Genomic DNA, 10,960 nt, shown 5'->3' on the forward strand with positions numbered 1-10,960 from the left:
TTGATTGGACCGGCGCCATCAGGCGGGGTGAGCCGACTTCTTGCGGCGCCAGAACAGGTAGCGATGCCATTTCGGTTCGCCGTCGCGGAATGTGGGGACGACCACCAGCGGTGCGACGCCGACCAGATTCTGGAGCGCCGCGACGCCACGGATCGGCCGCAGCAGCAGTTCGACCAGCATCGCCAGCGCAAGGCCGATCATGCCGCCGAGCGCGATGCCGCCGGCGATCAGCAAGGGCCGGTTCGGCGACGTCGGCTTGTCGGGAGCGACGGGCGGATCGATCACCGTGAGGCGTTCGCCGCGCTGTTCGTTTTCCATCTTGGCCGAAGCCTTCGCCGCCATCAGGTTCGCCGACACCTTTTCGTAATTGGCGCGAAGACCATCGGCGCGGGCCTGGAGCTGGGCGATCTGTTCCATCACCAGCGGTGCCGACGCCTGCGCCGACATCGCCATGTTGGCGCGTGCCTGTTCGGTCGCGCGGGCGCCCTGAAGCTGCGCGATCGAGGCGTTGTTGGCGGCGATCTGCGCGGCGGCCGGTGAGTTGCGCGCCGTGGTCGTCACGCGTTGCGCAGCCGCCGCACGGGTTTCGCGCACCCGCTGTTCGGCGAACTTCACGTCGGGGTGGCTGTCCGAATAGATCGCGCGCGCAGCCGCGAGCTGCTGGACCGCCGCGACCACGGCCGGGTCATTATCGGGCGAAAGGCCGGCCCGCGCTTCCGCCATCAGCTGCGCGTTTTCACGCTGCAGCGAGGCGATCTGGGTTTCGTAGCTGCCGCCGCCCATCATCGCGCCCGCCATGCCGGCGCTGGACAAGGCGATGCCGTTGCGCGCCTTGATGCCTTCGATCTGTTCCTGGACCGTGCGCAGCTGCTCTTCGAGCCCGGAGGCCTGATCCTGAAGGAAATCGACCGTGCTTTCGGCGGCCTGCGCCGTCTGCGTGGAATCGAGCTTCAGCAGCCGCTCGACGAAATCCTGCGCGACGAGCTGCGCGCGCACCGGATCCGAATAATCGAAGGCGAGCGAGAAGGCGATCGTGCTGGTGCCCGTGCGGCTGTTGCGCTGGATGTCCGCCGTCACCGGGGCGATGGTGGTGGCGGCGCGCATCTTTTCGATCACCTCGGACAGCGGATCGGTCCGCCGTTCGTCGGGATAGAGATTGTTGTTCTGAATGAGCTCGATCAGGTCCGGCCGGCTGAGGATCTGCTGGCGCACCTTGGAGATACGCTGATCGATCACGCTGTTGAGCGGCGAGCCGACGAGATCGGGCGGCAATTCCTGCGATTCGACGAGCAGCACCGCGCTCGATCGATACTTGGCCGGCATGAAGATTGCGGCGGCAAGGCCGGCGAGCGTGCAGGCGATCAGCGGGATGATCAGGAACCAGCGACGCTGCCACAGGATCAACGGAATATGGCTGAGCAGATTGTCCGAAGGGCCTTCGGCGTCCGGTTGCGGCATTTCGACGGTCATCGGCGATCACCCAGCGTGTAAGCGAGCCCTATCCTGCCCGAAATGTCCGCGTCGGGCGAGAGGCCGCGGCCATAAGCGTCGCGATAGGCGGCCCCCGCCGTCAGACGCAGCTTCTCGCCGAGCTGGTGGGAGTAATCGACCGTCGTCGAGAAATAGTCGCGATCGCCCGAAATGGGCAGGCCACCGGCGTCATTCTTGGAATAAGAGACGCGGCCCGCAAGCGTGCTGCGTTCCGTGAGGCGATAGCTGTAACTGCCATAGACGCTGGTATCGACGCGCACGCCACCAAAGCCGGAGGCTTCGCTTGCCCGCGATCCGCCGAAGCACATGGTGGTGCGTTCATTATCCTTACACAGCTTGAGCTGGCCGGTCAGCGCGGTCGAATTGTCTTTGCCGGTCAGCAGTTCGCGCCGGGTGAGCGACACGCCGAGCGCCGCATCAAGCGACCAGCCACCGGCAAACCGCTTGGTGTAGGTAACCTGGGGCGTGAGGATGCTGGAATCACGGCCGATCCCGTCATAATCCACCTCGGTATAGCCGAAGGTTCCGCCGATCGACGAGGTTTCCGAAAGGGCGCGGCTATAGCCGATGCGCCCGCCATAGCTGACATAATCGTCGGTCGCGAGGCCACCATTCGGATAGTCGGTCTTGGTGGCGTCGAAATCCACATTCCAGGAATCGCGCGCATTCGGCCGCCAGGTTGCACCGACCGAGCTGTTGAACGAATTGCGCCGCTGCCGGCTGCCGATCAGCCCAACATCGGGCGATTCCGGTATGCCGGGATCAATCAGGTCGCCGTCGGGATCGGCCGCGCCGACGATCGAGCTGTCATAAGCGAGCAAGGCGCGAACCTCGATGCGCTCGTTCAACTGGCGCTGGCCGCGCGCGGAGATGCCATAGGAATTGGCTGCACTATAGCGCCGGAAATATTCGGTGCGGCGATAATAAGCCGCGAAGTCCGTCCGCCCGCGCGCGTCGGTGACGGCGACGTTCGGCCGGATCGATCCTTCGACGAAGCCGCTGCCCGTGCTCGCGGTGGCGGGGTCCTCCAGGAAGGGGTTGGACGCGTAGCCGCCAGCGGCCGACAGATCGACCGACGCGCTGATATCCTGGGCATGGGCGGTGCCGGCGGCGGCCGCGACGGCGCAACCTGCGGCAAGCAGGCGGAATGCCGCGCTGCTGGAAAGCATCGACTTGTCAGACATCATGGAACGATCACCGTGTCTCCGCTCTGCAGCTGGGGCAAACCGTTGGCGCCAAGATCGCGGGCGCTGGGCGAACCGCGCAGCGCATCCGTCAGCCGCACTTTCATGGGCGTCAGCCGGTCACCCTGCTTGCGCAGGATGGTGACGTTCGACACGTCGGCGAACTCGGTCGGCCCACCGGCGATGCCGATCGCTTCGAGCACATTGATATATTTTCCGGGCGTGAAGCTGCCCGGTGAGCGAACCTTGCCGATCACCGACACCTGCAGGCCCGAAGGCGCGCGCACCGACACCGTGACCTGCGGCACCTGGCCGCGATACTGGGCCTCGAGCCCCTTGGAGATCACGCCTTCGATATCGGTCGGCAGCTTGTTGAGCGCGTCGACGCGGCCGACGAGCGGAAAGCTGAACGTCCCGTCCGGCAGCACGCGTATCACGCGCTGCAGGCGTTCCTCGCCCCAGACATAGACTTCGAGCTCGTCGCCCGGGTTGATTCGATAGGGGCGCAATTCGCCCGGGCCCGGGACGGCATTGGCTGCCGCCGGGGCGTTCTGGGCAAAGGCCGGAAGGGGCGCCGACAGCAGGATGAGGCCGGCCGCAATGATGTTACCGTACAATTTCATGGTCTCGATGTCCCATCCCCGCTGGACTTCGTGGCTAAGTCCATATCGCAAGTCGGTTTCGCACCGCCACATAAAAAAGGAAAGACTGGTACGCCCGTAAGACGCCAGAGCGCGGCAAAACGGGAAAGTGGCACTCCGTGTTCCGTGTCGATCGATTCCATTTGCTGCACCCGCCTATAACAATGCCGTCGTGCTGCGGGCGCGCGCCGAAAGTTCAAAATCATCGGAAAGCCTGAAGGTTCGATTAAGCAGAAGGGGGCTATTGTGTCCCAACGCGGGATCATTCCGCCTGATCCATCGGCCCGTTCGGCGCTTATCGTTGTCCTCGCACGCTTTAGCGGCGCGCATCGCAACATCTGGGTCTGTATCCCGGCGCGGCGTTGGGATATGAGGCCGGATGAACTTCGGTGGCCGTCCATGCCGTTCCGATGGATGGGGCAGTAATCTTGCGTGGGGTGAGCATGCTGGTCGACAATATGCTTTCCCGTTACGTGGCTTGCGATTGGGGGAAGTGAAGCTGAGGCGCGTGCGGATCGGCAAGTCGGGTGCCATCGCGGCTGTGGCGCTGGCATTGCTGCTTGGCGCCTGCGCGTCGCGTGAGGAGCAGGCGGCGGCGTCCGCGCAGCTTGCCGATCAGCTGCTGCAGCAGGGCAACCCGGCCGCCGCCGCGATCGAGGTGCGCAAGGCGCTGGCCAAGCGCGATGACGTGGCCGATTACTGGATATTGCTTGCCCGGGCGGAGATGACGCGACGCGGCTACGCTGGCGCGGTATCGGCCTATTTGCGCGCGCTGGAGCTGGATCGCGGCAATTTGGAAGCGTTGCACGCTTTGTCCGAACTGGCGCTGGCCGGCGGCCAGCTTGAGGATGCCGAAAAATATGCCGATCAGCTGCTGGCGCTGAACACGCAGAATGTGCGCGCTTTGCTGGTCAAGGGATCGATCGCGCTGAACCGCAAGCGGTTCGCCGAGGCGAATGATTTCGCCGATCGGGTGCTGACGCTGGACAATGGCAACGAAGGCGGGGTGCTGCTGCGTGCCCGCATTCTGTCGGCCGAAACCAAGCATGGCGAAGCGGCGGCGCTGCTGGAAAAGGCGCTTGAGGAAAAGGGCGAGACGCCGGCGCTGCTTTCCGGGTTGCTCGATATCTATCGCGCGGCGGACGACGCACCCAACATCGCGCGCACCTATGGCCGCATTCTCACGCTGGTGCCCGATAATATCGGCATCCAGTTCGATTATGCGCGGGAGCTGTATCGCACCGGCAAGAATCAGGAAGCCTATGCCGTCATAAGCGAGCTGCAGGCGAAGCGGCCCGATGATATTGGCCTGCAGGGCAGGATTGTCGATCTGTGGCTGGACGCTGCCGGAGAGCCGGTGCCGCAGGCGGAAATCGACCGGCTTGCGGCCGAAGGCAGCCCGGCGATCAAGGTGGCGGTTGCCCGCTATGTTCTGGAAAAAGGCAAGCCGGCCGAGGCGCAACGGATTCTCGCGCCCTTCGTTAGGGACCCCGTGATTTCGGCCGCCAATGTGGAAGCGCACGCCATTTACGCGTTGAGCCAGAATGCGCTGGGGCAGGGCGGGGATGCTTTGCGCCGGGTTAATGCGGTGCTCGCTTTCGACGGCACCAATGCCCGCGCATTGCTGTTGCGCGCCCGCATCCTGCTCGCCCAGGGCAAGCTGGATCAGGCGGTGGCCGATGCGCAAATTCTCGTCCGTGACAATCCGACGATGCTGCCCGCCCGGCTGACGCTGGCGCAGATCTATGTCCGGCGCAAACAGGGCGATCTCGCCAACGCGGCCTATCAGGACGCGCTGAAGGACTTCCCCGGCAACCCAAATATTCTGGTTGCCTATCTCGATTATCTGATGGCGGCGGGCAAGCGGTGGCAGGCGCTGGATGCGGCCGAGACGTTCACGCGCCGCAACCCCAAACTCGCGGCCGGCTGGAAGGCGCGGGCGGCGGTGTGCGTCATGGCGCGGGATAGCGACTGCGCGGCCGCATCGGCATCGGCATTGAAAGCGCTGGGCGCCATCGGCACGCAACCCGCCGCCGCGCCGGCGGGCGCCCGAACGGGCGCGCTCGGCATCGCGCCGACGGCATCGACGACACAGCGGATGGAACAGATATGACGCCGCCGACCGGCCAGATCGCCGTGCCGGGCGCGGGCGACGTTCCTTTCGCGCCCAAGCTGCGCTTCACCTCCAATGTGATCTCGTCGCTGGCGGCGGTGGCGGATCTGATCTGCCTGCTGCTGGCCGGGCCTGTGGCCGCCCTGATCTACGATCAACTGATCGGGCTGCCCTATGACGAATCGATCCACACCACGGCGGCGATCATCGCGGGCGTCAATTTCTTCCTGATCCGCCTGTCGCGCGACGCTTATTCCAGTCCGCTGGCACGGGGCGGCGAGGCGCATCAGGGCGGCGTGCTGGATTATGTGATCGCATCGGTGCTGGTGGTCGCGACGATCTGGCAGCTCGGCATGCTGGACACATTCTCGCGCGGGGTGATCCTGGCCTATGTCGTGACCGTGCTGGCGCTGCTCTTTGTCAGCACCTATGCGCTGCGCGGTGCGATCGCGCTGCTGGTGAAGGCCGGCTATATCGGCCAGCGCATCGTGATCTACGGCGCGGACGAACAGATTTCGCAACGCGCGCTGACCCTGCTCGATGTCGCCCGGCTGCCCTATCTGTCGATCGTCGGCGTGGCGGATGGACGCAAGACGCGGGTCGATGTCGACGGCCATGCACGCGCACCGTTCATCGGCGGGCTCGATGCCGTGGTCGAACTGGCGCGGCGCGGCGAAGTGGATCAGGTCCTGATCGCGCTGCCCAAGATCACGCAGGAGCGGCTGGACGAGATCCTTGCCGATCTGGCCGAGGTGGCGGTCGACATCTGCCTGATCCTGCGGGAATCGGTGGAACTGACGACGCGCTACGACCTGAAGTTTATCGGCAACGTGCCGACCCTGGCCTTGTGGCAGCGGCCCATTCGCGACTGGCACGGCATATTGAAGGCGGTGGAGGATCGCGGCCTGGCGTTGCTGGGCATCCTGTTCCTGTCGCCGCTGCTGATCGCGACGGCGCTGGCCATCAGGTTCACCAGCCCCGGCCCGATCCTGTTCGTCCAGCGCCGCTTCGGCTTCAACAATGTCGAGATCGAGGTGCTCAAATTCCGGTCGATGTATGTCGACAAGGGCGACGCAACGGGCGCCGAGCGAACGACCCGCAACGACAATCGGGTGACGCCGGTCGGCCGGATCATCCGCCGGCTCAGCATCGATGAACTGCCGCAACTGTTCAACGTGCTGCGCGGCGACATGTCGATTGTCGGCCCGCGCCCGCACGCGACCCACATGAAGGTGGGTGACGCTTATTATTTCGATGCGGTGAAGGGCTATTCGGCGCGCCATCGGGTCAAGCCCGGCATCACCGGCCTTGCCCAGGTGCGCGGCCTGCGGGGCGAGATCGACACGATCGAAAAGGCCCGCAAGCGCGTGGAATATGATCGCTATTATATCGACAACTGGTCGCTGGCGCTCGATTTCCGCATCATCGTAGAGACGGCTTTCAAGGTTGTTTGGGACAAGGATGTCTATTGAATCCGATCGGGCATCGGCGCTGCGCTATCTCGATGTCGATTTCGATCCGCGCGGCAGCGATGCGATCCTGGCCGCGCTGGCGGGCCGGGCACCGGAAGCGCCCTTCGCCTTCATCGTCACGCCGAATGTCGATCACCTGATCCGCCTGCATGGCGAGCGGCGCGATCCCCGGTTGCTCCAAGCCTATGACCGCGCAGCGACCCGGCTGTGCGACAGCCGCGTGCTGGCGCGGCTGGGGGCGCTGGCGGGCATCGACCTGCCGGTGACGCCCGGCAGCGATCTCACCGCGCGCCTGCTGAACGAGGTCGTGCGGCCGGGTGACCGGATCGCGATCGTCGGCGGCGATGCGGAAATGCCCGCGCTGCTCGCCCGGCGGCTGCCGCAGGTGGAGATCGTGCAGCATATTCCGCCGATGGGGATGCGGACCAATGCGGTGGCGATGGCCGAAGCCGCCGCCTTCGTGGCGCAGGCACGCGCGCGCTTCGCCTTTCTGGCGGTGGGATCGCCCCAGCAGGAATATCTGGCGGCGGAAATCGCTGCGCGCGGCGATGCCACGGGCGTCGGCCTGTGCATCGGCGCGTCGATCGATTTTCTGACCGGGCGGGCGCAGCGTGCGCCGCAGTGGATGCAGAGCGCCGGGCTGGAATGGCTGCACCGGCTGGCCAGCGAACCCAAGCGGTTGTGGCGGCGCTATCTGGTCGAAGGGCCGCAGATCTTCCGCATCGCCTGGGCGGCGCGGCGGCGCTGATTTCGGAACGGAGAAGGGGCGGAGCAGGGTAGCCGAAGCTGCCTTGTTCCGCCCCTTTCATGCATTTGAGCGGTGGAGCCGATCCTGTCGGCTCCACCGCTCCGTAGGCGTTTAGTTGGTCGCGGTCGGCGCCGGCGCGGCCGGGGTGGCGGGCGCGGCGTTCGACGTCGCCGAAGCGGTCGACTTGGCAGCCGGTTCATAGCCCGGCTGATAGTCGATCTTGGCGGTATCGCGGACCTGCTTCAGCGTCTTGGTGCTGATGTCGGTGAGATCGCGGCGGCGGATCGCATCGGTGGCGGCGGGGCGCGCCACTTCGGCCGGCGTCGGCGTGATCTGCTGGCCGGTGATGACGCTGGCATAGACCTTGCCGCCCGCCGGCAGGATGAACGGTTCGCCGGCCGGCAGCTTCGCGATCTGCTGCATCAGCGCGGGCGGCGTCGTCGCCGAATCGAGCACCGAGGTGCCGCGGGCATATTTGATGCCGAGCGAATCAAGCGAGGCGGCGACGGCTGCGAGCGACTTGTCCTTTTCCAGCACGGCGAGGCGCTTGGGGTTCGGCGGCAGATCGAACTGCAGCTGATCGAGCGAGTAGCGCGTGCGCTGCGCGAACATCTGCGGGTTGTCGCTGATGAACTTGTCGATCGCCGCGCCATCGGGGATCTTCACGCCGGCGGCGGCCTTCTTGCCGAGCAGGCTGACCAGCAGATTTTCGTCGAGGCGGCGCTGCTGCGTCAGATATTCGGGATCCTTGTCGAGACCCTGTTCCTTGGCGCGCTGGACGAGCAGCTTGCGATCGATGACGCGCTGGAGGACTTCCTTCATCAGCGCCTTCTTGTCGACCGATTCCGGCACGTTCTGGCCGGCCAGTTCGGCATTCAATTCCTGCAGCGAAACTTCTTCGCCGTTGACGACCGCCACCACCTGGCCTTCCGCCTTCTTCTGGCAGGCGCCCAGCGTCAGCATGATCGCCGCGGCGGCGCTTGTAAGGATCATCGTTCTGGTCTTCACTTCATTCTCCTTGCGCCATCGGTCCTTTCGTAACGATCAGGCCGATATGCTAATGGGCTGACCGAAATCTACTGGACTGTCACGATCTATACAGGCATTCCGTCAACAAAAGGGGAAGCTTTTTGGAAACTGTTTTCGACTGGATCACGGTTGCCATCTTTGCGGGGCTGATCGTGCTGTTCATGCAACGGTCCACGGGCGATGAACCGCCGCAGGATTCGATCTGGCAATATCTGGGCCCGTCGGTTGGCTGTGCTGTCGCCAATTATCTTGGCAACGAAGGCTATCAGCTTGCCGCGATTGCCGTGATCGCCGCCACGCTCGGCTATATTCTGTTCGTCCTCCGCCCGTTCAATTTCTGGCCGAAATCCTGAAATCGCGCTGGAATGTGAAACTGCGGTAGCTCAGGCGCGGCCAGTCAATGCCTGGCGCGCCTTGGGGGGCAGGCTGGGAATCAGCTCACGCGTGAACTCGTTGAGGATCATCTCGGCGGTGCGGTTGTCGCTGGCGATGGTGGAAATCCGCACCAGCGCGCCATCGGGAATCCGGCCTTTCAGATTTTCGTCGATCACCGCGCGCCGCTGGTCCAGCCAGCCGGTCGGGAAGGATGGGCCGATCCGCGTCCAGTAGATCAGCTGTTCGGTGCGTGAGCGGCCGTCGGCGACGATGAAGCGTGTCGGCAGGGTGAAGCCCGGCGCGATCGGCAGATCGAGCTCGCGCGTCTCCGTCAGCGTGTAACCACTGGCCGGGTAGCAGACCTCGGGCCGGTGGACCTGCAACATGCCGTCCTGCTGGCCGCTATAGGCGACGAGCAGCATCACCCCGGTGCCGTCGGGCGCCGAATAGACGCGGGTGACAAGCTGGTCGTAAATGCGTTCGCTCAACTGATCGCGCGGCGGCAGGACGAGGCCCGAACTGGTTTCGTACGACCAGCGCCCGATCTTGTTGGGCATCAGCGATTCAAGCTTGGTCTTGCCCAGCAGCGACGGCACCGGCTCCGGCCGGCGGGCATAGCACAGGCCCGCCGTCGTCAGCATCACGCCGCCGACGATCATGTTGCGTCGCGACAACATGGTGTTGCGCGCCTTGTCGTTCGGGTTGCTCATGCCTTGGAAGCCTTCCGTTCCAGCCGGCTGCGGAGCGGTGAGGCGAGCGCGTCGACCGCGAAGATGCCGAGCACCGAAATGGCGAACATCGTCACCCCGGCGAAATTGTGGATGAAGCCCTGCGCCATTGCTTCGCCGAAATGATAGGTGATCAACACCAGGATCAGCACCCGCATGAAATTGGCGAGGATCGCCACGGGGATGATCGCGAACATCAGCAGTGCGGCGTAGCGCCAATTGGCATTGTGGCGGATGTAGACGTAGAAAAGCCCGATCGCGGATAGGCTGATCAGCGAATTGAGGCCGGCGCAGGCCGCCGCCACCAGCAACTGATACTGGCCGATCTGGATGGTAACGCCCGAACCCGCGATAGGATAGCCGAGGAAGAAGAGCAGATCGATCGCGGCGCGCGAGATCCAGATCTTGAGCGGCTGGGTGACCATCGCCACCGCCGTGTCGGGCGGCGGGAAGACGAACAGCAGGTAAAGCAGCGGGAACCAGAGCAGGCGCATCACCGCGCCGCCGGCCTGCATGTAGAGCACCGCAAGCAATGCGCCATACATGGCGAAGCCTTCGATCTCGACGATATTGGTAACGCGAGCGAAGGCGTAGAGCAGCAGTGCCGGGATGAGCAGCGCGATGCCGAGCGCGGTCGACCCCGGCTGCGCGATCGCCAGCGCATTGCGCCATTGTCGCATGATCAGCCAGATGCCGGTGGCCAGCACGATCGGGCCGTGCGCGCCCTGTTCGGTCGACCAGCTGTCGCGCGCGACCGAGGCCATGGTCGGCAGCGCGAGCGTCGCCATGCCCAGCCAGAGCAACCAATTGTTGCGGACATGCGTCGCGAGCCAAGTCCAGAAGGACGCGGGCCCGGTCAGCGGTTTTGCGCCAGTTTCGGCGATATCAGCGTGCGCGTTCAGGCGGCTATCCTCCGCTGCTTGGTATCCAACAAAACCTCTGGGCCGTCCAGTCGGCATTCGACATGCCGACAAGTGCACGCGACAAGCAGGTGATTCGGATTGTTCACTTTGGAAGTGTAAACAATTCCGACAATTTGATGCGGGTCGCTTTCGGCTTGCAGGTAGATCATCGTTAATTTCGTCTAGGCCACGTGGACAAAGGGTAGCCACAGCAATGCTGATGCGAGGCTGACGAAGCCGAGATAGGAGCTTTTGCTTTTGTCGTAGCGGGTGGCGA

10 protein-coding genes are annotated in these 10,960 nt (G+C 64.5%); 4 read left to right on the forward strand and 6 right to left on the reverse strand.

Annotated elements, in window-relative coordinates; all coding sequences use genetic code 11:
- Positions 1-18: 18 nt before the first annotated feature.
- Genes CHB74_RS14855 through CHB74_RS14865 form a run of 3 tightly spaced genes read right to left on the reverse strand, consistent with a single transcriptional unit; the run spans position 19 to position 3,298 of the window.
- The gene (locus tag CHB74_RS14855) at positions 19-1,470 is read right to left on the reverse strand and encodes a GumC family protein (RefSeq protein ID WP_089220416.1); all 1,452 of its coding nucleotides are present in this window, start codon (positions 1,468-1,470) and stop codon (positions 19-21) included.
- A complete protein-coding gene (locus CHB74_RS14860) occupies positions 1,467-2,678 on the reverse strand; it encodes a porin family protein (RefSeq protein WP_089220417.1) in 1,212 nt (403 codons plus the stop codon). Before CHB74_RS14860 ends, CHB74_RS14855 begins: the two co-directional genes overlap by 4 nt.
- Complete coding sequence (locus tag CHB74_RS14865) at positions 2,675-3,298, reverse strand: polysaccharide biosynthesis/export family protein (RefSeq protein WP_179220854.1); 624 nt, start codon at positions 3,296-3,298, stop codon at positions 2,675-2,677. Before CHB74_RS14865 ends, CHB74_RS14860 begins: the two co-directional genes overlap by 4 nt.
- A 511-nt stretch (positions 3,299-3,809) precedes the next feature.
- Here CHB74_RS14865 and CHB74_RS14870 point away from each other — a divergent pair.
- Genes CHB74_RS14870 through CHB74_RS14880 form a run of 3 tightly spaced genes read left to right on the forward strand, consistent with a single transcriptional unit; the run spans position 3,810 to position 7,649 of the window.
- Entirely contained in the window at positions 3,810-5,429 is a 1,620-nt protein-coding gene (locus tag CHB74_RS14870) for a tetratricopeptide repeat protein (protein WP_179220855.1), read from the forward strand.
- Positions 5,426-6,901: an exopolysaccharide biosynthesis polyprenyl glycosylphosphotransferase gene (locus CHB74_RS14875; RefSeq protein WP_089220419.1), complete on the forward strand. Its 1,476-nt coding sequence runs from the start codon at positions 5,426-5,428 to the stop codon at positions 6,899-6,901. The genes CHB74_RS14870 and CHB74_RS14875 overlap by 4 nt, the downstream gene beginning before the upstream one ends.
- A complete protein-coding gene (locus tag CHB74_RS14880) occupies positions 6,891-7,649 on the forward strand; it encodes a WecB/TagA/CpsF family glycosyltransferase (protein ID WP_089220420.1) in 759 nt (252 codons plus the stop codon). Before CHB74_RS14875 ends, CHB74_RS14880 begins: the two co-directional genes overlap by 11 nt.
- A 111-nt stretch (positions 7,650-7,760) precedes the next feature.
- Here the strand turns inward: CHB74_RS14880 and CHB74_RS14885 are convergent, their stop codons facing one another.
- On the reverse strand, positions 7,761-8,657 hold the full coding sequence (locus CHB74_RS14885) for a SurA N-terminal domain-containing protein (RefSeq protein ID WP_179220856.1): 897 nt from the start codon (positions 8,655-8,657) through the stop codon (positions 7,761-7,763).
- A 122-nt stretch (positions 8,658-8,779) separates the two neighbouring features.
- On the opposite strand from CHB74_RS14885, the gene CHB74_RS14890 reads away from it, so the two are divergent.
- Complete coding sequence (locus CHB74_RS14890; protein WP_089220422.1) at positions 8,780-9,031, forward strand: XrtV sorting system accessory protein; 252 nt, start codon at positions 8,780-8,782, stop codon at positions 9,029-9,031.
- A 30-nt stretch (positions 9,032-9,061) separates the two neighbouring features.
- Here the strand turns inward: CHB74_RS14890 and epsI are convergent, their stop codons facing one another.
- Positions 9,062-9,763, reverse strand: coding sequence for an exosortase-associated protein EpsI, V-type (epsI, locus tag CHB74_RS14895; protein ID WP_089220423.1), 702 nt, complete (start codon positions 9,761-9,763; stop codon positions 9,062-9,064).
- The gene (xrtV, locus tag CHB74_RS14900; protein ID WP_425442294.1) at positions 9,760-10,683 is read right to left on the reverse strand and encodes an exosortase V; all 924 of its coding nucleotides are present in this window, start codon (positions 10,681-10,683) and stop codon (positions 9,760-9,762) included. Before xrtV ends, epsI begins: the two co-directional genes overlap by 4 nt.
- Positions 10,684-10,960: the final 277 nt, after the last annotated feature.

It is taken from the genome of Edaphosphingomonas laterariae, from assembly GCF_900188165.1.
In the GTDB taxonomy this organism is placed as follows: domain Bacteria; phylum Pseudomonadota; class Alphaproteobacteria; order Sphingomonadales; family Sphingomonadaceae; genus Sphingomonas_E; species Sphingomonas_E laterariae.

Excerpts from the sequence above, each read along its gene's own strand:
- CHB74_RS14865 (WP_179220854.1), bottom strand. The coding sequence starts at position 3,298 with ATGAAATTGTACGGTAACATCATTGCGGCCGGCCTCATCCTGCTGTCG.
- CHB74_RS14860 (WP_089220417.1), bottom strand. The coding sequence starts at position 2,678 with ATGATGTCTGACAAGTCGATGCTTTCCAGCAGCGCGGCATTCCGCCTG.
- CHB74_RS14875 (WP_089220419.1), top strand. The coding sequence starts at position 5,426 with ATGACGCCGCCGACCGGCCAGATCGCCGTGCCGGGCGCGGGCGACGTT.
- epsI (WP_089220423.1), bottom strand. The coding sequence starts at position 9,763 with ATGAGCAACCCGAACGACAAGGCGCGCAACACCATGTTGTCGCGACGC.
- CHB74_RS14855 (WP_089220416.1), bottom strand. The coding sequence starts at position 1,470 with ATGACCGTCGAAATGCCGCAACCGGACGCCGAAGGCCCTTCGGACAAT.
- CHB74_RS14880 (WP_089220420.1), top strand. The coding sequence starts at position 6,891 with ATGTCTATTGAATCCGATCGGGCATCGGCGCTGCGCTATCTCGATGTC.